This is a genomic window from Heliobacterium mobile (assembly GCF_009720735.1).
Lineage (GTDB): Bacteria > Bacillota > Desulfitobacteriia > Heliobacteriales > Heliobacteriaceae > Heliobacterium > Heliobacterium mobile.
In genome coordinates this window covers 14,699-40,470 of the sequence record NZ_WNKU01000025.1, presented here as the reverse complement: position 1 = coordinate 40,470, position 25,772 = coordinate 14,699, and the positions used below count along the sequence as shown (strand labels likewise).

General features: G+C 50.3%; 24 protein-coding genes, 1 tRNA gene, 1 riboswitch and 1 other annotated feature. Of the genes, 16 read left to right on the top strand and 9 right to left on the bottom strand.

Translation table 11 applies throughout. The annotated features are described in order from the left end of the window. Nucleotides 1–3: 3 nt before the first annotated feature. The 8 genes from pdxT (at nucleotide 4) to GJ688_RS15915 (ending at nucleotide 10,259) form a co-directional block, all read left to right on the top strand. The gene (gene pdxT, locus GJ688_RS15950; protein WP_155477539.1) at nucleotides 4–597 is read left to right on the top strand and encodes a pyridoxal 5'-phosphate synthase glutaminase subunit PdxT; all 594 of its coding nucleotides are present in this window, start codon (nucleotides 4–6) and stop codon (nucleotides 595–597) included. Nucleotides 598–723: 126 nt separating this feature from the next. After that, complete coding sequence (locus GJ688_RS15945; protein ID WP_155477538.1) at nucleotides 724–1,644, top strand: alpha/beta fold hydrolase; 921 nt, start codon at nucleotides 724–726, stop codon at nucleotides 1,642–1,644. A gap of 128 nt (nucleotides 1,645–1,772) precedes the next feature. Further along, nucleotides 1,773–1,978: a binding site (T-box leader), on the top strand. A 102-nt stretch (nucleotides 1,979–2,080) separates the two neighbouring features. Continuing rightward, nucleotides 2,081–3,244: a pyridoxal-phosphate-dependent aminotransferase family protein gene (locus GJ688_RS15940; RefSeq protein ID WP_170292078.1), complete on the top strand. Its 1,164-nt coding sequence runs from the start codon at nucleotides 2,081–2,083 to the stop codon at nucleotides 3,242–3,244. Between the two features lie 3 nt (nucleotides 3,245–3,247). After that, on the top strand, nucleotides 3,248–4,834 hold the full coding sequence (gene serA / locus GJ688_RS15935; RefSeq protein WP_155477537.1) for a phosphoglycerate dehydrogenase: 1,587 nt from the start codon (nucleotides 3,248–3,250) through the stop codon (nucleotides 4,832–4,834). An 80-nt stretch (nucleotides 4,835–4,914) separates the two neighbouring features. Continuing rightward, entirely contained in the window at nucleotides 4,915–6,189 is a 1,275-nt protein-coding gene (gene serS / locus GJ688_RS15930; protein WP_155477536.1) for a serine--tRNA ligase, read from the top strand. Between the two features lie 223 nt (nucleotides 6,190–6,412). Further along, entirely contained in the window at nucleotides 6,413–9,493 is a 3,081-nt protein-coding gene (locus tag GJ688_RS15925; RefSeq protein WP_155477535.1) for a diguanylate cyclase, read from the top strand. 19 nt (nucleotides 9,494–9,512) lie between these two features. Further along, a complete protein-coding gene (locus GJ688_RS15920; RefSeq protein ID WP_155477534.1) occupies nucleotides 9,513–9,998 on the top strand; it encodes a RidA family protein in 486 nt (161 codons plus the stop codon). A 171-nt stretch (nucleotides 9,999–10,169) separates the two neighbouring features. Continuing rightward, nucleotides 10,170–10,259, top strand: a tRNA-Ser gene (locus tag GJ688_RS15915). 315 nt (nucleotides 10,260–10,574) lie between these two features. On the opposite strand, the gene GJ688_RS15910 is transcribed toward GJ688_RS15915, so the two are convergent. The 5 genes from GJ688_RS15910 to crcB form a co-directional block, all read right to left on the bottom strand. After that, nucleotides 10,575–11,837 (bottom strand): NAD(P)/FAD-dependent oxidoreductase, encoded by a 1,263-nt coding sequence (locus tag GJ688_RS15910; protein WP_155477533.1) that lies wholly within the window; start codon nucleotides 11,835–11,837, stop codon nucleotides 10,575–10,577. 322 nt (nucleotides 11,838–12,159) lie between these two features. Continuing rightward, the gene (locus GJ688_RS15905) at nucleotides 12,160–14,046 is read right to left on the bottom strand and encodes an alpha-amylase family glycosyl hydrolase (RefSeq protein WP_155477532.1); all 1,887 of its coding nucleotides are present in this window, start codon (nucleotides 14,044–14,046) and stop codon (nucleotides 12,160–12,162) included. Between the two features lie 284 nt (nucleotides 14,047–14,330). Further along, nucleotides 14,331–14,663 carry a DUF190 domain-containing protein gene (locus GJ688_RS15900; protein WP_155477531.1) on the bottom strand — a complete coding sequence of 111 codons (333 nt, stop codon included), beginning with the start codon at nucleotides 14,661–14,663 and terminating at the stop codon, nucleotides 14,331–14,333. A gap of 8 nt (nucleotides 14,664–14,671) precedes the next feature. Next, entirely contained in the window at nucleotides 14,672–15,040 is a 369-nt protein-coding gene (locus GJ688_RS15895) for a fluoride efflux transporter FluC (RefSeq protein WP_155477530.1), read from the bottom strand. A 41-nt stretch (nucleotides 15,041–15,081) separates the two neighbouring features. Continuing rightward, entirely contained in the window at nucleotides 15,082–15,492 is a 411-nt protein-coding gene (gene crcB, locus GJ688_RS15890; RefSeq protein WP_170292077.1) for a fluoride efflux transporter CrcB, read from the bottom strand. Nucleotides 15,493–15,667: 175 nt separating this feature from the next. After that, nucleotides 15,668–15,729: riboswitch (Fluoride riboswitch) on the bottom strand. Nucleotides 15,730–16,062: 333 nt separating this feature from the next. Between crcB and bioA the strand changes: the two genes are divergently transcribed. The 3 genes from bioA (at nucleotide 16,063) to GJ688_RS15875 (ending at nucleotide 19,416) form a co-directional block, all read left to right on the top strand. Then, nucleotides 16,063–17,418: an adenosylmethionine--8-amino-7-oxononanoate transaminase gene (gene bioA / locus GJ688_RS15885; protein WP_155477547.1), complete on the top strand. Its 1,356-nt coding sequence runs from the start codon at nucleotides 16,063–16,065 to the stop codon at nucleotides 17,416–17,418. Between the two features lie 129 nt (nucleotides 17,419–17,547). Further along, the gene (locus GJ688_RS15880; protein WP_155477528.1) at nucleotides 17,548–18,162 is read left to right on the top strand and encodes a nitroreductase family protein; all 615 of its coding nucleotides are present in this window, start codon (nucleotides 17,548–17,550) and stop codon (nucleotides 18,160–18,162) included. A gap of 357 nt (nucleotides 18,163–18,519) precedes the next feature. Next, complete coding sequence (locus GJ688_RS15875; protein WP_155477527.1) at nucleotides 18,520–19,416, top strand: DHH family phosphoesterase; 897 nt, start codon at nucleotides 18,520–18,522, stop codon at nucleotides 19,414–19,416. A gap of 104 nt (nucleotides 19,417–19,520) precedes the next feature. On the opposite strand, the gene GJ688_RS15870 is transcribed toward GJ688_RS15875, so the two are convergent. The 3 genes from GJ688_RS15870 to GJ688_RS15860 all read right to left on the bottom strand — a co-directional run bounded on the left by GJ688_RS15870 (nucleotide 19,521) and on the right by GJ688_RS15860 (nucleotide 21,313). After that, nucleotides 19,521–20,600: a hypothetical protein gene (locus GJ688_RS15870; protein WP_155477526.1), complete on the bottom strand. Its 1,080-nt coding sequence runs from the start codon at nucleotides 20,598–20,600 to the stop codon at nucleotides 19,521–19,523. 181 nt (nucleotides 20,601–20,781) lie between these two features. Further along, complete coding sequence (locus tag GJ688_RS15865) at nucleotides 20,782–21,012, bottom strand: hypothetical protein (RefSeq protein WP_155477525.1); 231 nt, start codon at nucleotides 21,010–21,012, stop codon at nucleotides 20,782–20,784. Nucleotides 21,013–21,055: 43 nt separating this feature from the next. Further along, complete coding sequence (locus tag GJ688_RS15860; RefSeq protein WP_170292076.1) at nucleotides 21,056–21,313, bottom strand: hypothetical protein; 258 nt, start codon at nucleotides 21,311–21,313, stop codon at nucleotides 21,056–21,058. On the opposite strand from GJ688_RS15860, the gene GJ688_RS20815 reads away from it, so the two are divergent. Both GJ688_RS20815 and GJ688_RS21070 read left to right on the top strand, forming a co-directional pair. Beyond that, nucleotides 21,312–21,683 (top strand): AAA family ATPase, encoded by a 372-nt coding sequence (locus GJ688_RS20815; RefSeq protein ID WP_268892089.1) that lies wholly within the window; start codon nucleotides 21,312–21,314, stop codon nucleotides 21,681–21,683. The two genes, GJ688_RS15860 and GJ688_RS20815, sit on opposite strands and share 2 nt — an antisense overlap. Then, nucleotides 21,665–22,156 (top strand): ATP-binding protein, encoded by a 492-nt coding sequence (locus GJ688_RS21070; RefSeq protein WP_328597387.1) that lies wholly within the window; start codon nucleotides 21,665–21,667, stop codon nucleotides 22,154–22,156. Before GJ688_RS20815 ends, GJ688_RS21070 begins: the two co-directional genes overlap by 19 nt. Before the next feature lie 57 nt (nucleotides 22,157–22,213). Here the strand turns inward: GJ688_RS21070 and GJ688_RS15850 are convergent, their stop codons facing one another. After that, complete coding sequence (locus tag GJ688_RS15850; RefSeq protein WP_155477523.1) at nucleotides 22,214–22,732, bottom strand: hypothetical protein; 519 nt, start codon at nucleotides 22,730–22,732, stop codon at nucleotides 22,214–22,216. Nucleotides 22,733–23,010: 278 nt separating this feature from the next. Between GJ688_RS15850 and GJ688_RS21415 the strand changes: the two genes are divergently transcribed. From GJ688_RS21415 to GJ688_RS15835, 3 genes are all read left to right on the top strand, one after another. After that, nucleotides 23,011–23,985 (top strand): HD domain-containing protein, encoded by a 975-nt coding sequence (locus GJ688_RS21415; protein WP_155477522.1) that lies wholly within the window; start codon nucleotides 23,011–23,013, stop codon nucleotides 23,983–23,985. A 226-nt stretch (nucleotides 23,986–24,211) separates the two neighbouring features. Next, nucleotides 24,212–24,535, top strand: a complete 324-nt coding sequence (locus tag GJ688_RS15840) for a DUF4405 domain-containing protein (RefSeq protein WP_155477521.1) — start codon at nucleotides 24,212–24,214, stop codon at nucleotides 24,533–24,535. Nucleotides 24,536–24,845: 310 nt separating this feature from the next. Beyond that, nucleotides 24,846–25,646 (top strand): SGNH/GDSL hydrolase family protein, encoded by an 801-nt coding sequence (locus GJ688_RS15835; protein ID WP_170292075.1) that lies wholly within the window; start codon nucleotides 24,846–24,848, stop codon nucleotides 25,644–25,646. Nucleotides 25,647–25,772: the final 126 nt, after the last annotated feature.

Genomic DNA, 25,772 nt, shown 5'->3' with positions numbered 1-25,772 from the left:
GGGATGGACAAACTAAAAATCGGTGTCCTGGCGATGCAGGGTGCCTTTGTTGAACACGAACAGATGCTGCAATCGCTGGGCTGTGACACGGTGCAGGTACGCAAGGTCGAGCATTTGGCCGATCTGGACGGCTTGATCATCCCCGGCGGTGAGAGCACCACCATCGGCAAACTGTTGGTGGATTTCGGTTTGGCCGAGTCCGTCCAAGAGCGGGCCCAGCAGGGTATGCCAGTCTGGGGTACCTGTGCCGGCCTCATCCTGATGGCGAAAGAGATCGCCGGGTCCGAACAATACCGGCTCGGTCTCATGGATATCACTGCTGTTCGCAACGCCTTTGGACGTCAGGTGGATTCTTTTGAAGTTCCCTTGGCGATCGACGAGGTCAGCAGCGAACCTTATCCGGCCATATTCATCCGGGCGCCTTTCATCGAGAAGGCCGGACCGTCTGTAAAGATTTTGGCCGAACATAACGGGAAAGTGGTCATGGCTCGTCAAGGCTCATTCCTGGCGTCGGCCTTTCATCCCGAACTGACCCAGGACTGCCGGATCCATGCCTATTTTATGGACATCGTCCGAGAATCCCGTCAAAAAGCTTGATAAAAACGATCCTTAGCGATCAACGTAGCCCCGGGGTACACGCCCCGGGGCTAGCCCGATATCTTATTCTTTGGACGAAGACTTGTAAAGCAGGGACAGAATGGGCGATTCCAGAAAGGAGAAACCATGGCGACAGTTATCGGAAAAGGCGTACAACTTTATTACGAAGTGCATGGGTCAGAAACAGCGCCGGCGATGATCTTCACCCATGGTGCCGGCTGGGATCACCGGCAGTGGGAACCGCAGGTCGACGTGTTTTCCCGGAACTTCCGGGTCATCGTCTGGGATGTTCGCTACCATGGGCAATCGGTAGCTGCTGACGGTCCCATTGATGCGGAGACATTTAGCCGAGACTTGATTCTGCTGTTAGATCACCTGGCGATTGAAAAGGCCATTTTAGTCGGTTGTTCCATGGGCGGACACATTTCACTGCGGACGGCTGCCCTTTATCCGGAGCGGGTACAGGCCTTAGTGCTCATGGGTACACCGGTGACGAGCGCCTTCAACTGGTTTAACCGTCTGCAGATCCCCTTTCGTCAGCGTTCCATGCAGAAATTTGTCATGGAAGTCGTCGATATGTCTTTACAGTTTTTCTCCTTTTTCTTCTACGGTTTGACCATGCGTATCTCCTCTATGCAGTCCCTCGCCAAGATGCATGCCAAAGCGCTGAGTATGTATAATCCGTCCCTGCAGGACTATTTCTATGGCGTCACTTCGGTTCATTCCAAAGAGCGGTGGATGCAAATCTTCAACGCGGTCTCACGGATGGAAGCTTTGGCCGAACTAACGAAAGTCCAATGTTCTACGTTGGTCATTGAAGGGGACGGCGAATGGATGATGCGCCGGCAGCACCGCTACATCTGTGAATGTATCCCCGGTACGGTCCATAAGGTGATCAACCACGCCGGACATGCTACGAACTTGGACAATCCGGTAGAGGTGAATCAGTATTTGGCCGAGTTTATCGCCGCCGTCCTGATAGACGACAAGGCCGATCCTTGCCGGTGCTGGTGCGAGCCCTTAGAACTCCATGCGGCTAAGGCATGACTCTGGCAAGATTTTTTAAGATAATGGAAAGGTAACTGCATCCAGAACTCCTAGTGAGTGTATACAAAAAACTTGACAAGAACCTTCTTGTCAACGGGAAAGAGCTGTGCTAAACTCCAATGTAAATGCAAAAGGCAATGACGGGGAGCAGTAATCGGAAGAAAGGCCTCAGAAAGTTGGCGGACGATGCGAGCCAACCCATTCACCGATGAATTTCCACCCCTGATGCTGGCGGCGATGAACCGCCCGGTCATGTCCGTTACACATGTCGAGCGGACTTTCTTTATAGAAAGTCAAGCAGGGTGGCAACGCGGGTCAACCTCTCGTCCCTGACAAAAAATCGTCAGGAATGGGGGGTTTTTATATTTCTCACGACTTTGTATACATAATTATATCTTAGCCATACAGGCTAACGAACTAAAGGAGGAATCTCACCGTGTACGAAAAAGAGTATCTGATGCTTCCCGGGCCGACGCCCGTACCCCCGCGGGTCCTGCGGGCTTTATCGGAACCCCTCATGAACCACCGGGGTCCCAGCTTCAAAGTCCTCATCGAAGAGGTGACCGAAGGCGTCAAATACGTCTACCAGACGAAAAATGACGTGCTGATCCTGCCTTCTTCCGGTACCGGCGGTATGGAAGCGGCTATCGTCAACTTCCTCTCGCCGGGAGACAAAGTGCTCGCTCTGTCCATCGGCGCCTTCGGCGACCGCTTCGCTACCATCGCCCAGACCTACGGCTGTATCGTCGACAAGGTGGACTTTGAATGGGGCACCGCCGTCGATATGAACCTGGTCAAAGAAAAGCTCGATGCTGACAAACAGCAAGAGTACAAAGCGATCCTGATCACTCACAACGAAACCTCCACTGGTGTCTGCAACGATCTTCAAGCGCTCAGCAAAATCCGGGGCGATCACCCGGCCCTGATCCTCGTCGACTCTGTCTCCGGTCTCGGCGTGATGGATGTGAAAACAGACGAGTGGGGGATTGACGTCATCGTCACCGCCGCCCAGAAAGGCTTCATGATCCCGCCGGGCGTTTGCTTTGTCTCCGTGAGCCCCCGAGCTTGGGCCGCCTACGAACGGTCCAAATGCCCGAAATTTTACTGGGACCTGGGCTCGGCGAAAAAGTTCCTGGAAAAAGGCCAAACCCCGGTGACCCCCGCTCTTCCCCAACTGACCGGCCTGCGGGAAGCCTTGAAAATCTTCACGGAAAAAGGCCTCGACTATGTCTTTGCGAAACAGCTCTACCTCCGCGACATCACCCGCGCTGGTGCTCGCGCCCTCGGCTTAAAACTTCTCGCCGATGATTCCTGCGCCTCTGCCGCGGTTACCGCCGTCTGGGCACCTGAAGGATTCGAAGCGAAAGCCATCAACAAGAAGATGCGCGAAGAATACAACGTGGTCCTCGCTGGCGGCCAGAAAAAGCTGGAGAACAAAATCTTCCGCATTGGCCACCTGGGCTACGTGCAGCATCTCGATATCCTGGCCACTATCGGTGCCCTCGAAATGACCTTAAAAGAACTCGGTGCTCCCGTCGAACTCGGTCAAGGCGTCAAAGCCGCACAAGAAGTCATCATGTCGAGAAAGGGGCTACTCTAAACCATGCGTGTACTCGTCTGTGATCCCATTTCGGAAAAAGGTATTGAAATATTGAAAGCAGCCGGCGAAGTCGCCGTCGACGTGAAACTCAAGCAAACGGAAGACCAGATCGTCGACATCATCGCCGAATATGACGCCGTCGTCGTTCGTTCGGAGACGAAAATCACCAAGCGGATCATAGAAAAAGCGGAACGGCTCAAAGCCATCGGCCGGGCCGGCGTCGGTGTGGACAACATCGACGTCGAAGCGGCCACCCAAAAAGGGATCGTCGTCGTCAATGCCCCCGAAGGCAACACCATCGCTGCCGCTGAATTGACCGTCGCCCATATGATCAGCCTGGCCCGGAACCTGGCCACAGCGAACGGCTCCCTCAAAGGGGGCCAATGGCAGCGCAGCAAATTCACCGGGATTGAATTAAAAGGCAAAACCTTGGGCATCCTGGGTTTGGGGAAAATTGGATCGGAAGTGGCGAAGCGCGCCCGCGCCTTCGATATGACCGTCATCGCTTTCGACCCCTATGCCTCTGCTGAAAAAGCCAAAGACATGGGCGTCACCCTTAAAGATTTGGATGCTGTCATCGCTGAGTCGGACTTCCTCACCATCCACATGCCGAAGACGAAAGATACCCTCAAGCTGATCAACGCCGACCGGATCACTAAGATGAAAGACGGCGTCCGTATCATCAACTGCGCCCGTGGCGGCATCATCGACGAAGCCGCCCTCTATGACGCCATCGTCGCCGGAAAAGTGGCTGGTGCCGGTCTGGACGTGTTCGAAACAGAACCCTGCACCGACAGCCCCCTCTTCACCCTCCCGCAAGTACAAGTGACGCCGCACCTGGGGGCTTCTACCCAAGAGGCGCAAGTCAACGTGGCGATCGATGTAGCCTATGACATCCTGCGGGTCCTCCGCGGCGAAGTCGTCAGCGCCGCCGTGAACATCCCTGCCGTCAAGCCCGAAATGATGACCATCTTCCAACCCTACCTCGACCTGGTTGAACGGATGGGCCAATTCCTCGGTCAAACCGTCGGTGGTGCTATCGAAAAAATCGTCATCACCTTCCAAGGCGAAGTGGCCAAATATAACGTAACCCCTCTCACGACGACCTTGCTCAAAGGCTTGCTTAAGCACAGCCTGCAAGAGACCGTCAACTACGTCAACGCTCCCCATGTGGCCAAAGCCCGGGGTATCAAGGTATTAGAGTCCAAAACACCCGATGTAGAAGATTACGCTGTCCAAATTAGCGCCATGGTGGAATTGGCCAACGGCACCACCCGTCAAGTGACAGGTACGCTCCTGCGTAAGAACCAGCCTCGTTTCGTCCGCATTGACGACTTCGATATGGACATGGCGCCGGTCGGACATATGCTCGTCATGCCCCATACAGACAAGCCGAAAATCATCGGCCGCACCGGCACGATCATCGGCGAACATAACGTCAACATCGCCGGCATGCATCTCGGCCGTAAAGTCTCCGGTGGACATGCTATCGCCATCCTCAACGTTGACGGTGCTGTACCCGAACAGGTCCTGGCGGATCTGTCCCAAATCGACGGTGTGGAAGACGTGAAATACGTCTCTCTCGCCTAAGAACCTCCAACATACACTCTCAATCGCACTCGTAGCCGCAGTCGTTCAACATCGTTCCATCCTGTCCAAGGAGGGTTCCCATGTTAGACACCAAATTTGTCCGGGCCAATCCCCAGGTGGTGGAGGAGGCGCTCAAAAACCGAGGCGCCAACCTCTCCCTCGATGATTTTCTGGAACTGGACCGCCGCCGCCGTTCTATCCTGGTGGAAGTGGAAAAGTTAAAAGCTCAGCGAAATGCCGTCTCCGCAGAAATCGCCCGCAAGAAAAAAGCCAAAGAAGATGCCGAGGCTATGATCCTGGAGATGCGCCAGGTCGGCGATCAGATCAAGGACCTCGACGACCAACTGGCTCAGATCGAAGAGGATATGGAAAAACTCCTCTACTATATCCCCAACATTCCGCACGCCTCTGTCCCGGTCGGCCTTTCCGAAGAAGAGAACGTGGAAATGCGCACATGGGGAACGCCGGAGAGCTTTGACTTTCCCGTCAAAGCTCACTGGGATTTAGGGGAAGAGCTCGATATCCTCGATTTTCAGCGGGGAGCCAAGATTACGGGCGCACGCTTTACCGTCTATAAAGGACTGGGTGCCCGGTTGGAGCGGGCCATCATCAACTTGATGATGGATACCCACGCCCAGCGGGGATATACGGAAATCTTCCCGCCCTTCATGGTGAACAAGCAGTCCATGTTCGGCACGGGACAGTTGCCGAAGTTTGCCGAGGACATGTTTGCCGTAAGCGGCACCGAATACTTCCTCATCCCCACGGCGGAAGTCCCCGTGACCAACCTCTATGGCAACGAGATCCTCGAAGCGGAGCAGCTGCCGATTTACCACTGTGCGTACTCGGCTTGCTTCCGGGCCGAAGCCGGCGCTGCCGGTCGGGATACGCGCGGGCTGATTCGTCAGCACCAGTTCAACAAAGTGGAGTTGGTCAAGTTCACCCACCCCGATCACTCCTACGAAGAGCTGGAGAAGCTGACGGCCGATGCCGAGCATATCCTGCAACTGTTGGGTTTGCCCTATCGGGTGATCACCCTCTGCACCGGGGACATGGGCTTCTCGTCGGCGAAGACCTACGACATCGAAGTCTGGCTGCCGAGCTTCCAGACATACCGGGAAATCTCCTCCTGTTCGAACTTTGAGGACTTCCAAGCTCGGCGGGCGAACATCCGCTTCCGCCCGAGCCCGAAGGCAAAACCGGAGTTTGTCCATACCCTGAACGGTTCAGGCCTGGCCATCGGACGAACCGTCGCGGCCATCTTGGAAAACTACCAGCAGCCTGACGGAACCGTCCTCATACCGGAAGCGCTGCGACCCTATATGGGAACGGATCGCATCGTGCCCAAAAAATAAATGGGTCCGTGGCCGACGGCTAAGTCCGATAGGTTTACATCGTTACTTTGTGAGAAAGAGTTCTCCCTGATGGAGACTCTTTCTTTTTTTTTCGGCAGGACTCAGCGGTTTTTTGCCGAAAATATATTACTTAACCCTAGACATAGATAGATAATGGATAATTATTTTTTGGCAGATCATCTTGCTATTGGATGTTCCAGGGGACGAAACGGAGGGGGCAGCTTTGCACAGTTTGGCTTCCTTGGCGAGCCCGGAAATGTATACTCTCCAGGGCGAAGCGCTGTTAATTAATGCAGTGGCGATCATGCATGAAAAGAATATTAGCAGTATTTTGGTCACTCGCGGAGACGTGGTTGTCGGAATTATCACGGAGAGGGATTTGGTCCGGCTTGTCGCATCTGGCGTCGATCTCCGTAACACAACAGCGGAAAGTGTGATGACTAGTCGGCTCGTTCATTTGCCAGAGACGGCCGTCCTCGATGAAGTGTTGTTTGTAATGGAGCAAGAAGGTGTCCGTCACCTTGTCGTCACCGAAGCCGACGAGCAAGAGCGCCGAGAAACTCTGTTTGAACCGGAACAGGACTCTGGCCCGGGGCCGAAACCTCGAAAGAATTCTCTACCGGTCCGCGCTGGTGAAGAAGGCATTCCCCGAGCGAAGGGCATCGTCACCTATACCGATATCGTCCGTAAACTGGAAGAAGATTTTTTCAAAAAGCCGCTCACGGTTCAGGACTGTATGACGACTGATTTGCACCGGGTCGATGTGGCCACCACGATCGGCGGCGCTTTTGCCAAGATGAGTGAAGAGCGTCTGGGTTGTCTGCTCATCGACCAGCAGGGAAAAACAGTGGGCATCTTGACGGAACGGGATGTAGTCCGGTTTACCCGCAGTGGCTTGGATTTGCAAAGCCCCGTTGTCCAGGTGATGAGCCCGTCGCCCATGACGATTTCCCAAAACATGACCATTTTTGATGTGGCCCGATATATGGAGCAGCATCGCATCCGTCGTCTCTTAGTTCGGAACCGAGACGGACGGATCGGCGGAATGATCGACAATAATCAAATCGTACAAGCCGTAAAAAACACCTATCATTCCTTCATGCAGGGAGAGGTGATGCGTTCGCGCAAAGTCCTCACCATGATCGATGAAGGGGTGGCCGAAATAGACGGTCACAGCTACCGGGTGCTCTGGATGAATCCCGCCGGGGCCCGCCTGCTAGGGTTTGAAACGTACTCGGAAGCATTGGGCCGTGAATTTCCTAGTCTGCTAGCTCCTGAGGCGGCAGAGCGAATGTTCAAAGACTTCCGGGAACAGACCGCACGGGACGGCGTTACCGGTGTGACATCGTTACCCTCTTCCGGCGCCAAGCATCTTTTGCTGGCTTATCAGATGTACCGGGATTTCCGAGGGGAACCTCGCATCCGGATCATCTACCGGGACATTACGGAACTCGCTACGGCGCAGGATGCCCTACATGCGGAAAAAGAGCGCATCCAGACGATCTTCAACGCTTCCCGGGAGGGGATGCTGATCCTCGACGGAGCGGGAAAAGTGTTGGAACATAACCAACGGGCCTTGGATATCTTGGGTTTAACCGAGAAAAGTGCCCAACTTCGCAATGCGCTTAACTGGGAGAAGTACGCGGGAATTTATGACGAACAGGGCGGGCGAGTATCGTTAGAAAAGTTGTTTGTCGGGACCGTACTCGAATCAGGTCAGGCGATCCATGATCGTATCTTGCAGATTACCTTCCGTGATGATGGTCGGACCATGTGGCTCATGGCGAGTGCCGTGCCGATTCCCAGACAGCGTTTTGTAGTTTTGACCTACTATGATGTTACGGCGAGCAAACTAAAAGAGATGGAAATTCGCCGGTCCGAGAAAAAGTTCCGCACGCTCTTTGAAAACCTCACTGAGGCGGTCGTGCTGCTGGATCCGTCGGATAACATACTCAATCTGAATCCAGCTGCCAGAGGAATTCTCCAAATCACGGGAGAGATCCCCATGCCGATTCCCATTTCTGCGATTGAATGCACCTTTTTGGATAAAGACGGGAACCAAATTTCCACAGACAAATTAGCCTCATTTCAGCGAAATCGACATAAGTCCCCTGTCAAAGATCGAGTCATCGGTATCGTCCGTGGCGAAAAAACACACTGGGGCATATTGAACCAGACACCCACTTTTGGTGAAGACGGTACGGTCGAATCGATCATCGTGACCTTTACCGATCTCACGGAATATATGGAAAGTAAGCGTCAAGAAGAAGTGCTGCTCGCCTGCTCCCTCGATTTGACCCGAGCGATGACGGAGGAAGAAGTGTACAGCATCTTGGAACATTACCTGCGTCGTCTTCGCCGTGGAAACGGGCGCATTGATGCCGTCATGCTGCGAGCTGTGGCAGGTGGAGACAATCCCCAGATGCTGATTCACTGGGTGGAAGAAGGACTCATCCTGCACCGAAATAACGAACACAACCTGAACTGGTGCAAGGCCTATGTATCCGGTGTAGATTTAGTTGTTAAAGATGCGCTGATGGAGTATGGCTGCCCTTGCCAAGCCATGCGGTCCGAATCGGGAAGCTATTTCTGCACGAACTTAAGTGTCGGCGGCCAGGTCGTCGGGATTTTGCACATCTATAGCAAAATGCCGGGCTTTTTTGACGAACAATCGGTCCGCATGATCCGAGGCCTGTTAGCCTTGGCGGCACCTACCATCAGTAACATGCGGCTCATCGAACACAACCGTCGACTGTCCCTCATCGACCCTCTCACGGGACTTCACAACCGCCGGTACCTGGAACAAGTCCTCGAAAGCATGCTGATTCAAGCTAGGGAACGGAACGAGAGCTTCTGCCTCTTGATGTCAGACATCGATCAGTTCAAGAAGTTCAATGACACGTACGGTCATGACGCTGGCGATAACGCTTTGCGCATGGTCGCCGCCAACGTCAAAAACTGCCTCCGGGAAGGGGACATCGCGGTCCGCTTTGGCGGAGAAGAAGTGACGATCGTTCTAAACCATGTGAACAAAGAAATGGCGATGACCATCGCGGAGCGCATCCGCCGGCGGATCGAACAAACACCTATCGATATCGGTGACGGTCACTTGGAGTATGTCACCTTGAGCATCGGTGTGGCCGCCTTCCCGCAAGACGGCAAGACGATCGATAAGCTCATTCAGAGGGCGGATGTGGCCCTCTATGAAGCGAAACGGTTAGGGAAAAATCGGGTAGCTGGGTTTCAGAAAGCACCGGAAAAGAAGGATGACGAGCCTCGAAAACTCAAGGTCACTAAGCAATAAGCGGAAGGAGATGGCGGCAATGCTGGTAGTACTTCCATCGGAAGAGTCCGTCGAAAAACGGTTGAACAAGATGGGATTTCCCTTGCCCGACCTCGTCAAACCGGTAGCGGCTTATGTCCCGGCCGTAGCCACAGGCAACCTGGTCTTTACGGCGGGACAACTGCCTTTTATCAACGGCGTGTTGGCCTACCATGGAAAACTGGGTGATACCTTATCGATGGAGGACGGATATATCGCTGCCCGCATCTGCGCCCTCAACTGCTTAGCGGCTATCAAGTCAGTCATCGGAGACCTCGATCGAATTGTCCGCATCGTCAAGGTGACCGGCTACGTGAACTGTGCTCCCGGATTTACCAACCAGCCTGCTGTCATCAACGGCGCCTCTGAACTCTTCAGCCAAATCTTCGGTTCCCAGGGGGAGCATGCCCGATCGGCCGTGGGCGTGGTTGAACTACCGATGAATGCGCCGGTTGAGGTGGAGGTTATCGTGGAAGTGGCGATGTAGTAGTAGAACTTCGCACCTTTTAAGATTGTTATTTGGGTTTAGGGGATAAGGGAGGAAGGGGCTAAATAGGTCCCTTCCTCGAAGTCGCGTTGGAATAAACTACCCTTATTGATTTTCCAGACGGAGTGTGCTATATTATTTGTTGTCCCCGCAAGGGGAGTGAATAGTGATGGAGAGGTGTCCGAGCGGTTGAAGGAGGCGGTCTTGAAAACCGTTGAAGTCGTGAGGCTTCCGTGGGTTCGAATCCCACCCTCTCCGCCATTGCTTACATAGCCCGTCAATATGCGTTCTTAGCTGTAATGAGGTCGCGAAAAGGTCTCAGAAACCACGTTAAAAATGTAAAGGGAAGACGTTAAACCGTTGCCATCAAATTAAGGGCGACGGTTTTTTAGTTTCCGTTAAACCGTCTTCGAACAAAGGGGCTACGTTAACGATGGTAAAAGGAGAGCTTGTCATTCGTGACAGCATAGCGAAAACATCGTAAAGGCCCACTTGTCCGTTATCACCGTTACAACACAAAAAAGATGCCCTGACATAAAGTGAGGGCATTTATTGCAGTAGACCGTACCGGGAGGTCTACTTTTTGTTCGAAGATACGTGGGGTTCCATTGTCGATTTAGAAGAAGCAAGGAACTCGGCAATTTTTCCTTTGGTAAAGACCAGCTTCAATCCGCCCAGCATCCATAAATAGCGAACGTCAATCAACGCTTTCATAAACACAGCCAATTTACCTTTTAGCTTGATTCCAAAGACCACACCGGCTGCGTCGTGCTTTCCGATAGAGGTGACGGCTCCCTTCATAAAGGGGTCAAAGGGTTTTAATGTTCGCTTACCCTGTACCAAGGCAGCTACGTTATCGGCGCAGGTTTTGGACTGCAAAATGGCGATTTGTGCCGTAGGCGGGTAAGGACGCCCCGTCTTCTTGTTTAAGAAAGAGGAACAGTCGCCAATGACAAAAGCGTTGGTGTAGCCGGGAATCCGTAAGAATTCGTCGGCGGGAATCCGTCCCCGATCCGCTTCGAAGACCGTATCACAGACAACGGTATTCCCTTGAATTCCTCCCGTCCAGATCACCATGGCTGCAAGCGTCTCCTCTCCCCGTTCGGAAAGGAGGGTAACATGCTCGGGACCGACGGATTTAATCTTGGTCGAAAGTCGAAACTCTACGCCCATCTGTTCCAACGATGACTGAGTGTACGTGGCAATGCTCTCGTCAAATCCCGCAAGAATGGATGGAGCACCTTCTACATTCAAAAGGCGAACCTGATCGGGATGAATGCCGAATCGAGTGCAAAGCTGGGGGATTCGTTCCGCCAATTCGCCAACAAATTCAATACCGGTAAATCCTGCACCACCGACCACAAAGATAAGCCGTTCTGGATGGTCTTTTCGCATCGCGTATTCAGCAAAACGATTCTCGATTATAGTGCGAATCTCACGAGCGCTGTTGATGCTTCGGATAGTATGGGAATACTCAGCGATGCCTGGTATGCCGTATGTAGCCGGTTCATATCCAAGGCCCACAACCAGATAGTCATAGGCGAGCGGATCTCCATTTTCCAAGATGACCAGTTGAGCGTCTTTTTGAATATCGACGACCGTATCCTTGATGAAACGAACTCGATTTGTATCGAACACACTGTCGATATCGATGGTAATGATGTTATCGTCCCCTGTGCCGGCCGCTGTTTCATGGAGCCAAGTGGTCATGTAGTGGTAGTTATGTTTGTTGACCAGAACAATTTCAGCTTCATGTCTATGAAGAAGGCGTTGTAATCGAACGGTGGTGAGAATTCCGGCATACCCGGAACCCAAAATAACGACGCGAGGTTTCTTCATGATCTAAAACGCCTCCTTCTTTGCTTATTGCAAGATATCATAATTCGATTCAAGTTGTGAAGCTTTTCATTTAGCTCTAATTATAACTGATTTAGTTACATAATAGTAGTGTCCTTTTTGTATGGTCAGCGAAGGTGCATCATCTGTGCAAAAACTGGCTAAATCCATGGCTGAGTTGGCGTCGGCGGCGAAGCAATTAAATCAGGTGGCTTTAGTATTAGAACAGGTAATGACAGAGTTTAGAATGTAACAAAGGATGCGCAATGGCTACGCTCCAGAATTAGCAATATCGTGATGTACTCGGATGCCCGGACATCGATGGTTACATTCCGCCTGCTGCGATGGACAGGACTTCCGACGCAAAAATCGCCATGCCCGCCGGTGGCAGTTCTATCCATAAGGCGCATCGGCCTTTATGCTCAGAAACGGTAAGCCTTTGATCTTGCGGTGGATTCTGTAGATTTTCGTCGCTCCAGTCCCCTTTGTAAAGAATGGACATTGTACTTCCTTTTGGATGGAGATCGGAATCGACGATCACCCAGGCGCCGCGGCTCTCTGTTCCATGGGTGTTAAGGGTGATGAGCACTTCACAATCAAAGAGTATTCGCGACCAGCCTATCAGTTCGCCCCGTCTAGGAACGGTGAAGTCTTGATCCAGTAAGGATGTATCTCGCAAGTATTGTCGTCCGCGTCGCAATGTTTTGCCGACCCGGTCGGAGCGGTTGCGAATACGGGCGATGGCGGCGATTCGCAGGTACGACGGGTGGTTTTCATTGAAAAAGTGGCAACCACTGGTCTCAAAGGCTCCAAAAGTACTGCCAAACATCGATTCCCGGATGTAACGATCCTCACCGCCAAACGGCTCAAACCGCACATCGTGTTGATCCTGATTGCCATCAAAGCCTTGCTCGGTGCCATAGTAGATACAGGGGATGCCGAGGGTGGTCAATTGGACACCTACAGCGTGTGCAACCTGCTCAAATCGTTTCGGAATATCGACATGGGCGGAAAAACGATATTTCCCATCTCTGCCTACCATATCATGGTCGTCTAGAATAGAAACATGATAGCGGCCCGTTTCACGATGGCTGCCTAGAATATCGTGACCACCAAACTGGTCAAAAAAAGTGCTCGGCTCATAAAGTCCCTTGACCATCCCTGTGAGCCGGCGAGCCGGGTCGCCGATATCCAAGGTGGCATCGATGTTGCGGCCAAAAACCTCCAGATAGTTGCGTTCCATTTCTGCCCCACCGGTCACTTCACCCAGAAGCAGAAAATTCTCTTTGCCGATCGACTCGGCATATTCTCGGATAGCTCCACAAAAACAGCGAGAAACTTCCCAGGGGACGTGTTTCACCGTATCGATCCGAAAGCCGTCACAGTCACTCACCGCAATCCAGTAACGGTATACTTTGATAATGGTCTCTATGATGTTTGTTTCCAGGGCGAGGTCTTTTAGGTCGAAAAAGTCTCCCCGGCGAAACTCTGTTTGCGGGTGCATCGGGTTTTCCCATGACTCCGGATCCCAGTGGCCGATGGAACCGGCTCTGTGATAGATATCTAAATTTTGGAACTCTATTGGCCAGACTCCGTCATCCACTTGAGCGATCTCTTGGACGCTTTGACCCGTCGCCGATCGCCAGCCGTGGAAAGGGTAAGGCGGTGAATAACGATAGGGGCGTGTATCGACAGGCTGTTCATTTTCATCGGCATAGAACCAGTTATTTCCCGTGTGGTTATAGATGATATCGAGCAGCACATACATGCCCCGTTCATGGGCACCATCTACCAAGTCGCGCAAATCCTGACGAGTTCCAAAGCGGGGGTCTACATCCAGAAAGTTCTGAATACCATAACCATGGTACGTCTGAAGATCTGGTCGCTGGCGCCAGATGGGACCTAACCACAGCGTGGTGACACCGAGCTTTTTTAGATAGTCTAGTTTTCCTACTATTCCTCGGAGTGTCCCACCCTGGAAACGTTGGCCTGATGCCATCCATACTTTTTTGTCTAAGTTTCGAAATTGCTCAGGCTGTTGATAGTCGAAGAGGGGTCGGCTTTTTTCCTGGTTATCGCTAAAGCGATCGGGGAGTAGGAAATAAACGACTTGATCTCGCCAAGTTGTTGGGCTAGGAAAGACCTGTCCCCGTGGAGTTAATTTGACATCACGGACGCTGCGTGGAAATGCCTGTTCGGAGAGAATCGACATTGCCCATCCACCTTTCCGAAATTGAACTCAACGGAGTTCCTCATTTTCGATCTTATCATAACAAACTTATTTTAACAAATCAGCTTGTATTATCCAAAGTACCCCTGTGTGGGATACTTTCGGTTCTATAGGGTTAAGAAACGATCGCAAAAAACCGTTGTTCTTCAAGACTGTTTGAGGAACAACGGTTTTTGTGTTTCACTTCACCGTGAACATCGATGTGGACGATAGGAATTATCCATGAAAAAAATATTTTGGCGCTTCGGCAGGGTAGCTGGGTAAGCTCACCCTTGCTTGATCACATCGACATCGAAAGTGATGACCAATCCCTTTTTGACCATCGCCGATATTTCGGGTAAAACCTGCTCAATGTTTTCGCTGGTATCGACAGCCTCGATGATCATCGGTAAATCAGCTGATAAATCAAGAATTCGAGTCGTACGGATACGGTTTGCAGCCCCAAAGCTTTCCACCCCTCGGGAAACAGTCACTCCGGCCAAACCCTTTTCTTTGAGCTTCAACAGGATCGCATGATATAAAGAAGTATTTTCAAACTTCTCCGTTTCACCTACAAATATTTTCAACAACTTCGCCTTACCCGGTTTTAACAACTTCATCGACTCCTTTACCATAAGGTTATGCTGATTCCCAAGGCACAAGCGAGAAGGCCTGCGATCGTACTTCCGCCCGTGTACAAGAAGAAATGCAACCATTCGCCATCTTCCATTAGCCGGATCGATTCATAAGTGAATGTGGAGAAGGTCGTGTAGGCTCCTAAAAAGCCGACCTGAAAGCCATATTTCTCGATGAGGCTTCCCGCCGGATCGGCTACCATATTCGTAGCTAATAACCCAAGGAAAAAAGCCCCGGTCACATTGATCAAAAAGGTGGCCAAGGGGAACGAAAGAGAAGATTTTTGTGCAAGGTATTTCCCGATGGCATAACGGCTTAATGCGCCGCCAATGCCCCCGACTCCAATGATAAGTAACTCCATAGATTATCTCCTATCAAATAGAGGGACGTCCCACTATTTCCTCAGCTTGCGCTGGCTTTGCCTCTCTGATAGTTCGCCAACGTCCTTGCGGTAAATAATCCAAAGGCAGACATGGCGATGCCCAGAAAAACACTAGAGAAAAGATAGATACCAAAATCCCAGTATTGTGTTTGTTGCAGTAGCTTGATGCTTTCTAACGCAAAGGTGGAGAAGGTCGTATAGGCGCCTAAAAATCCCGTCGATACACCCAATCGAATGTTCGGATCCACTGAAATGAATTCTAAGGTTAGAGTAAGAAATAAAGATAAAGCAAAGCATCCCGTAAGGTTGATCATGAGCGTTCCCCAGGGGAATCCACCGCCTTCTTGAACGGCAGGCAAAAAGAATTGTCCGATTTCGTAACGCAAAATGGCCCCGATAAACCCGCCAAGCGCAACTGACAGATAATTCATCGTTAACGTCCATATCCTTTCCATGGGAGCGCGGTATCCGCCGAGATGGTTAGAGCTACCGCCGCACCGACAATCCGATTATTCCCCGCACTTCGTGGAGGACATCCTCAAGAAATCTATTCGATATGCCGTTCACCTCCTTCTTCAGGAAAAAAACAAACTCCTACCCGAAAGAAATCGAGTAGGAGTCATCATCCGTTAAACGGCTTTACCGCGAACTCCATCGCGTTATTCACGTAGCTGGAACCTATGTTTATAGTGTATAAATCAAGGGGGTCATCGTCAAGGAAAAGATGGTTATTTTAACTGCACCAACGATATCAGAACCAGTATCTTCGCCGTTGCTTGCCCTATGAACTCAAACCTGGGAGCGATGAGATTAGTTTTGGGTGGATATCGTCCTCAGCATAAAAGCAGTATTATCTTTGAGCTATAGCCTTGCGTTCAAAGGGATCAACCCTTTTTGATTGTTGACGACTACACATAAAACAGGTTTACAATCAGGACGCCTTTTGCTTTAATTTAAACAGCAAAAGTTTTGTAGGTTGAGAGGGGTTCTGCTTGAACATGATGAGCACACTGCAAGAAAAAGACTTACAATACATCTGGCATCCCTGTTCGCAGATGAAGGACTATGAAGAGTTAAAACCCTTAATTATTGAAAAAGGCCGTGGGCCGTATCTTTATGATGTCAACGGCAAGTCCTATCTGGATGCGGTGTCATCGTGGTGGGTGAATTTATTCGGGCATAGCAACCCACGGATGAATCGAGCCATCAAAGAGCAAATCGATCAGCTTGAGCATGTGATTTTCGCAAATTTTTCACACGAACCGGCTATTAAATTGGCAGAAAAGATCGTTTCCATTACACCACAGGGACTCAATAAGGTGTTTTTTGCTGACAATGGTTCCTCCGCGATTGAGGTTGCCTTGAAATTGAGTTTTCAATACCATCAGCAGGCCGGGATGAGCCAGAAAAAAAGGTTTGCCGCCTTGACCGATGCCTACCATGGGGAGACTCTCGGGGCTTTATCGGTCGGACATATCGATCTTTATAGCCAAGTCTTTAAGCCCTTGTTGTTAGATACCGTTCGGGTGGAAGGACCGGACTGCTACCGGTGCCCGTTTGGAGAGTCAAGAGCGCATTGCGATGCCCCGTGCTTTCAACAGATGGAAGAAACGATTGCCGAACATCATAGGACCTTGTGTGGAATCATTATCGAACCGCTCATTCAGTGTGCGGCAGGGATGAAGATGTACCCGCCGGTTTATCTGAAGAAACTACGAGCACTCTGTGACCGGTATCAACTCCACCTGATTGCCGATGAAATCGCCGTCGGTTTCGGAAGGACAGGCGAGATGTTCGCCTGTGAGCACGCTCAGATTCGACCGGATATGATGTGTCTATCGAAAGGGCTCACCGCCGGATACATGCCACTCGCCGTAACGGTAGTAACCGATCACATTTATGATGCCTTTTACGCCGACTACATCGAACAAAAAGCCTTTATGCACAGTCATAGTTACACCGGTAATCCTATCGCCTGCGCGGTAGCTTGTGAATCGCTCAATATTTTTGAAGATGATCAGGTCATCGAGAAGAACAGACAAATGTCTGCCTACATAGTCCAAAAAGTGATGGAGCAGGCCAACGATCATCCCTATGTCGGCGAGTATCGCCAACTAGGTATGGTAGGGGCTATCGAGCTTGTGGAAGATAAGCCATCGAAACGTGGTTTTGATTGGAAAAAGCGAATTGGCTACCAGATATACAAGAAGGGTCTGGAAAAAGGCATCATCCTGCGACCGCTCGGAAATATTCTCTATTTCATGCCGCCTTATGTCGTGACCGAAGGGGATATTGATTTTATGGTCGATACAGCTTTTTCGGCAATCAACGAATTTTTTGGGATTAAGCCATATTGATAGGCCAAACAAAGGGGCCTGAGTTGTCGATTTTGCTGGAAGAGATGTATAACATGTTCGGTGATATAATAAAGTATGGATTAGTCAGAGAATGATAAAGCAACAGCAGTCGTATAAGGAGGAAGGGCCTTGGATGTCATCGAAGCAATAACCCAACGGCGGAGCTGCCGCAAATTTAAAGACGAACCCATTCCAGATGAGAAAGTGACCGATCTTCTAGAGGCAGCTCGTCTGGCGCCATCGGGAGGAAACATTCAGCCTTGGCGATTTATTGTAGTGAAAAGTGAAGAGATTCGAACTCAACTGGCTCAAGCCACACCAATGCCCTTCGTGCCGAAAGCCCCGGTGGTTTTCGTCTGTTGTGTCGATACCCAGGTCTTTTCTCCTGAATCCGTCGGTACTCGGTTCCACGAGTTGAAGGAAGCGGGGGCATTTTTAGGGACACCCCTCGAAGAAATGCGGCCAGAAGACTACGCCAAACGTCGCAACAGCGATCCCATCGCTGCGAGAGCCTATCTAGGACTCAATGCAGCCATCGCTATCGATCACATTACGTTACGGGCTGTAGAGTTAGGCTTAGGGACATGCTGGGTGATGATGTTCGATCAAGATAAGCTGAAAGAGATCTTGAACTTAGAAGATCGATACCATGTGGTCGCACTATTGCCCATCGGGATTCCCGAGCATGTTCCAGCACCGAGGCCAAGGATACCCCTCAACGATGTATTGCTAAAAGAGGTTTAATCAAACTCAAACCATCTTATTTTTTCTTGCTTCGCTAGGCCCTTAGAAAAGGGAAAGTGAAAATAAGACACTGAGTCTTGATACAAATGAGAACGCTTTTCTTTGGGACATCTTGAAGGATAGCGTTTTTTGTTTACTTGTCAGGAAAATTCCTTACGGCTTCAACAAGCCGAATCGATATACGGCGAACCCCCGGAAAGAGAGAAGCGAGGGTTTACGAATCGGTCAAAGTCTTCCGCCGAAAAACTCCTGCCTGCCTTTTTTGAATCTATTGCAAATGTGATAAGTCTTGACGACAACTTAGTAGATGCAAATCAGGTTGATTGCGTTATAATTGTCGAAAAGGAGTTGAGGTTCATGATCCTGGTTATCGGCCACAACTACAGATACACCGATGCCGACAGTTTGATCAGTTCCATCGTTTTGGCCGATATCTTAAACCAAACGGGTCGACCGGCCCAAGCGGTACTGATTAACCCCAGTCCGTATGTGATAGAACACAAGACATTGTACCGGCTGTCCTTTTTAGATCTGTTTATTCCGCCGGTTGTTGATATCGAAACCATTGAAAAGAACGATCTGGTTCTGGTGGACCATAACGACCCCATTGAATCCTACGGCCAGTTGGGCATCACCAAGCAGCCGATCCTTTGTGTGGACCACCATAGGCTGGTGAATCACGACATTAAGGAGATACGCATCGAAGCGGTTGGAGCAACCTGCACAATCATCGCCAAGATGGCCAAGGAGCTGGGCGTGATCCTATCGGCCGCTCAAGTCAAGGCGCTCATCTACGGAATTATCATCGATACACGGGGACTCACCAGCAGTAAAACCTCTGAAGAAGACCGCATCGTACTAGATGATCTTTATTCCCAGTACCCCATCGGGGAAACTGTCGAAGAAATCTCCCGGAAAATGATTGTTCCTGATGACATCACCCAGATGAGCATTGACGAGATCCTGCACTGCTCCTTAAAAGAGTACGCCGATGGTCGTGTGGGAATCGCCAACGTAGAAGCACCCAGTGCCGAAGTTTGTGAGGGCCGGATGCCGGAAATCCTGGATCGAGCGACCCAAATGCACTACGAGGTCTATGGGTTTATTCTCACTTTCGCCGATCGAAACGAGACTTTGGTTTATTACTTTGACAAAAAGAATCGTTTTCCGAAGCTCGTGCATAAACCTCGGACCTTGTCTCGTTCGAAGGATATTGTGCCCTTTGTGTTGGACCGTCTAAATCAGACGATTTGAACGATAAAAGTACAAAAACAAAGTACAACCAAATAACCAAGTAAAAAACAGGAGCGCCGATAATGATCAGCACTCCTGTTTCTCATTTGGACCTGTTAACAGTGTTACTTAGCGTTATCGTTACCGCCATTCCGCTGCGGGTCTTTGTGGGGACCGCCCTGGGGCATCGGCATGGCTTTTAAGAACGCGTCGAGTTGAGCTTGGGTGATCGTGCCATTATCGACGAGGGTTTTCAAAGTATCTTCCGGTTTTACAGGCGGTTGTTTTTCTTTGTCACCCGGTTGGGGAAGAGTAGTTACGACCGCATCGGCTTGCTCTTGGGTAATGGTCCCTTTTTCAACGAGCGGGGCTAAGAGTTCCGCTGGTGTCTTTCTGGCAGGTATAGCGGCTTGAATCTTATCGGCTTGCTCTTGCGTGATCGTGCCGTCCGTGACCAAAGAAGCCAGGATTTCATCTGGTTTTACCGGTGCGGGCTGAGTCCCATCGACCGGTTTTTCAGGCTTCGGGAACTTGCTCATGATGGCTTGCGCTTGGGCTTCCGTAATGGTTCCATCGGCTACGAGTTGTTGAAAGGGACCTTTTCGCTCCGGTGCAGTGCCATCGTTTCGTTTAGGCGCAGCCGGTCCTTCGGCTTTGATCGCATCTGCTTGGGCCTGGGTCAACGTCCCATCGGTGACCAGTTGAGCAATGATATCGTCTGGGTTTACCGGAGCTTGCTGACTATTGTCGCTAGGCTTCGGCATCTTGCTCATAATGGCCTTTACTTGATCTTCCGTCAAAGTACCCTTTTCAACCAGTTTCGCAAAGGGGCTTCCGCTACGAGGTCCTTCACCACCGGGGCCGCGATGACCCATGTGCAGGGCTCGACCGATGGCCTCTGCTTGCTCTTGGGACAGGGTGCCAGCGTCAACAAGTTTTTTGATACCGTCTTCCGGAGGCTTTGACATGGCGCTGGAGATCGCATCCGCTTGGGCTTGCGTCAGCGTCCCGCTCTCGACGAGTTTTTTCAGGACATCAGCGGGGCTGACTCGTTCCTTCGGCGGTTTGCCTTGGCCGATGGCAAAGGGAGGTTTTTGTGCAGTCTGCGTGGAATCGGTGGCGGCGTAAGCGGCGATGCCGCTGCTTAGGAGTACTCCGCCAACAAACAGACCGCTCAGGATCCGGTTAAATTTTGAGGTTTTCATGGTAACGATACTTCCTTTCTTTGCGATTGGAGTTTTTTGTCTTGCGCTGTGGTTATAATGTACCACCCGATTGTGTCCGTTTCGTGAACGGTATGTGAAGGAAGTATGGTTTCTTTGTGTTTTTGCTTTGTACCTAAAAAACGAAAACACTCGCTCTGCATACAGTGCGGGGCGAGTGTTTTTACTCTTTACTGATTTTTCGTTTGCCTTGAGGTCGTTGAGCAGACACAGGGGACTTAGCCGGCCTGCAGTCTTCGGAGACTTCCAAAGCGGTGCGCAACACAGAGTTCCCTTTTGAACGTCGGCGAAGTCCGTTGTTCCGTTTATTCACATAGTTTTGAAAGGATTCGGCGACATCTGGAATCGCCAACCCCAAAAAGATAAGGACTGTGGCAATCAGGATGAGGCTCAAGATAATTCACCCTCACCATTACTGTCTCGGCAGCCAGCGTAGTTTAGGAGGAAAGGGGAATTTGTCGTTGGTCACCGTCAATTAGGTAGACCGTAGGTAAGGGAGGGCTTCGCCCCGGTACAGATTCTTGGATGGGATCCAAGGTGTACTCCGGCGGCGACCAAGAGGGAACTGGACTGGGTCTTTGTAGAGAAAGACAAAGACTGTGTCGTTCGGTGATGTAGTCCCTGACGGATATAATCACATCGGGGACGACGACGGCCAAAAAGAAGAGTAAGAAAGCCATGAGAATAGGATTCATGCAGAATATAGCCCCTTTCGCAATCGATCCTGCGGCAGCCAGCGATTTAGGCGGAAAGGGGATATTTGGTTTGGACATTATCTATGTATATGTAGCTGTTGGAATTTTATTACCAATAGGGTGTATTTTCTTACCGACGTACATCGCCAAAGCGACGGCGGGGGAGTGCAATGCCCGGTTTATCCCAGTACATATCACCGACGTCTTGGACCCCTATCACGGGGTCAGTGAGCAGAATCTTCGAGACATTTTTTCATCGGATCGAGCGCAAAAGCCCAGTATTCTCTTCCTGGATGAGTTGGATGCCATAGGTTTTAATCGCAGAAATCCTATTCTGGAAACCTGTGAACCGTGGTGGATCAACTGCTGACGGAGATAGCCGGGATCGACGCCTCTTCCGATCAACTGCTGATTATTGGCGCTACCAACATGCCCTGGGATGTAGACCCCGCCTTTAAGCGGCCCGGACGATTTGACAAAATGATCTTTGTGGCCCCTCCCGATCGGGAAGCTCTCAAAGCCATTTTTGAAATCAAGCTCAAGGATAAACCGGTAGGAGCGATCGATGCGGATGAACTCGCCCAGATGACCGAGTTATACTCTGGTGCAGATATTGAGAACGTCATCGAAACGGCGACAGAACAGGTCATCTCAGAAATCATGACGACAGGTATTGAGCGGGTAATCGAGATGGCGGACATAAAAGAAGCTCTACATAACACGAAGCCCTCTACATTGGAATGGTTGCGAACGATAAGGAACTATGTAAAATACGCGAATCAAAGCGGGTTGTATAATGATGTAGAAGAGTTCTTGGACAAACATAAGAAAAGCGTGATCTAAAGAAATTCTAGGTACAGGTTATCTGAAGAAAAAGCAACTCCACAGGGGTTGCTTTTTCTATTCGGAAAAGGCGACGGCCATATCTTCGGGAGCTAATGCATCCTGAACCATGGACAACTGCCCATCTCCATCGACGGCAAAGCGATGGATGCTTTGGCAGTTGGGGCAGAACCAGAGGTCGGTGTCCGGGTATATCGGCACCGGATGAAAGCGCATAAAGTCGGGATGGTTCGGAGTCATTCCCAGGGCTTCATAGGTCTCCGCACGTGGCAGGAACGTTTTCTTTTCTAAATTTTCTCCTGCGTTGGGATCATAGAGGAAGACCACATAGTTGCTTGTCCCACAGTTTTCGCATACGGCACCAGCGGCGAGGTCGTTGATGATGAAATAGTTGCACGTTCCACCGGGACCTTTCATCAGCACGCAGGGAGCTTTGGAAATACCTAGACGGTCGATGTGATCCTTCTGTCGCGCCATCTCTGATAGGATATCGTCCGGGGCGATATGGTTCGGCATACCGAATCGATTTAAAAATTGCTTCCATAACTCAATGGACAGGGGAAGAAAGTTCTCCATCGATGAACCCTCCCAAATGAAATTTATTAACATACAGATTTGCAACAGTAAAGGAGATTATAAAGGGACATCAAAGAGGTCATCTTAAAAAGATGGTCACAAGCATTGAGAAGATAGGGGTTTTACTTGCTTATCGACTAGTAATTGGCGTAAACTAGAAACACAAAGCACTTTCAAAAATAATTAATATATTTTTGAGAGGGAGTCGGGGAGGTTCATCGGAGCTTTTTTGCGGGATAAGTCCGACCAGTGACATCAAGAGTTAGGACAGAATGTGAGTGAACAACGTGGACAAACCGAGAATATTAGTGGTCGATGAGAACGAGGCGAACCGTCTGCTGCTTTGCCAGCTCTTGAAGGAGTATAACGTCGTGGAAGCAGACTGCACTGAAGCAGCTTTGAACAAGGTAGATTCGGAGAAGCCTGATCTCATGCTTTTAGACGTGATGGTGCCGGAAGAGGATGGCTACTCCCTAGTATCGACCATCAAGAGCGCCCGGAAGACACAACCCATTCCAGTGATACTGATTACGCCGTTACATGGCATCGATGAGAAAATCAAATGCCTGGAGAACGGGGCCGACGATTTTATCACAAAACCCCTTAACCCACTGGAGCTAGCGGCGCGGGTCAAATCGTTGCTGCGGATCAAATCGTTACATGACCAACTGGAGAACTTTCACAATATCGTCATATCTCTTGCCTTGGCCTTGGAAGCAAAAGATGATTACAGTGTAAATCACTCGAAACGGACTGCCGAATATGCCTACCGGTTGGCCCGCAGGGTAGTCCCTGACGATCCAGAGGTCGAACTGATCAAGTTCGCCGGGCTTCTCCATGATATCGGCAAGATCGGAATCCGTGATGAGATTCTAGCTAAACCAGGGAAGTTGACGCTGGAGGAATATGAAATCATCAAGAACCATCCGGTCTTGAGCGAAAAAATCTGCTCGTCCATCTCGTCGCTGGCGCCTTGTTTACCCTTTATCCGCAGCCATCATGAATCCTATGTCGGGAAAGGCTACCCGGACGGTTTGCAGGGAGACGAGATCCCTCTGGGAGGACGGATCCTCGCTATCGCCGACGCCTTTGATGCGTTAACGAGCGATCGCCCCTACCGGAAGGCGCTTTCCCGACAGGTCGCTTTGGATATTCTGCGCAAACATGCCGGGGTGCAATGGGATCCCCTGTTGGTTCAGCAGTTTTGTGAAATCATCGAGTCGGAAGATGTCTATGAATACATAGCCATCTAAAAAAGGTCGATACAACGAAGAGGGAAGAGTTGGAGGCGGGCTAGCCTCTTTTTTCTTTTTAAAGACCTCCGATGTAAAACCTCCGAATGTTCACGGGGAGTACACAGGCTGAACACAAAAGCTCGCTAGAATAGAGCCATGAAATTTCTCTTTCAGGGGAATTTCAGTTTTGCCGGGTATATTTACAAGGCAAGGAAAACTTGTGACATCAAGAGGAGGTTTTTTCATGAGTTCATTAACCAATCAAACAATCGGAAATATCGATAAGAAGACAGTAGTGACGAAACCGGTATCGTACAGCAGAGTCAAAGGGATACTCTCATCGGGTCTCGGTCTCCTGACCCTGGTAGTGGCGATCACGGGCATCGGCTTGTTTGTAGCACCTCACGGTCCCATGGCATCGAAAAGTTGGACCTTTGCAGGCATGTCCGTCCCGTTGATGAAAGATTTGCACATATGGCTGGGCTTTGGCATGGTCGCTTTGGTGCTCGGTCATTTTGCACTCAATCTTAAAACATTAATTGGTGAGTTGAAGCAGCTTTTTCGATAAATCAAGTCGTAGGTAAAGCTTTCACGACAAGGCAGGGAAGTATGTCTCAAGTAGTCATGGTCCACCACAGGTACGCCGCTATGATGGGAAGCCGTCTAGTGTTTGTCATTCACGAGTTGGAAGGGTAAACTACTTTAGCGTTAACAATTCTACCATTAAATAATGGTTCTATAAAAAGAGTTTGTTCTGGGTCCTATAAAGGGGCCGATAGAAGAGCGTTAGAACAAAATTTGTTTTAACGCTCTTTCTTTATTATAATAAGCATATGATGCCTTGATAATAATAGTAAAACAAAAAGTGGGCGATGATATTGAAAGGAAAATGGAGAAAAGTCTTCATATCGATGACTGTCGCTGTCTGTGTGATCGGCCTCGCCGGGTTGGGATGGTTTCTCTGGAGTGACTATCAGGGAATATCGATAAATGCGCTGATGAACAGGACGGCGGAGAAAGACACAGCCAAGGTGACGAAGACATCCGTCGTGGAAAAAGAGAACCTTAGGGTACTTGCTTTGGGAGACTCTTTGACGCGAGGAACGGGAGACCCTTCGGGGAAAGGGTACGTAGGTTATCTGGTCGATCGATTGAAGGAGAACTCTCATCACGAGGTCTCTTTATCCAATATCGCTGTGAACGGGGAAAAATCGGACCAATTGCTCCTCCGGCTCAAAGAGAAGAAAGTGCGAAAACAGGTGGAATCGGCCGATATCATTGTAATGACAATCGGAGGCAACGATCTGTTGAATGGGGGTCAGTCCCTAACCAATCTGAATTTCACGGAAATCCAAACGGATAAGGCCAAATACGTCAAAAACCTGACGGAAATTCTTTCCGAGCTTCGAAGCATAAATGAGGATGCCAATATCTTTTATGTCGGCTTATACAATCCCTTCAGCGAAATGGATTATGAGCTATTGACCTCATCGGTCATCCGCAACTGGAATGCAGCCAGTGCCGAAGTCTGCGCCGATTTTCCGAAAACCACCTTTGTACCTACCCTTGATTTATTTCCTCCGCAGGTGAACGACTATCTCGCAGCAGACAAGTTTCACCCCAATGCGGAAGGATATCAACTGATGGCGGAACGGTTGGTCCCCTTGGTTATGCAGTAGAAAGTTGTAACAGGCTTACGAAAAATACAAGCGAAGAGGCTTGTGTTTTTTTTTGCCTTGTGGGGTTTTTCTGGTTATCGTACGGAAGAATCGGCCCGGGGGAAGCAGCGGAATAATTCAAATTCT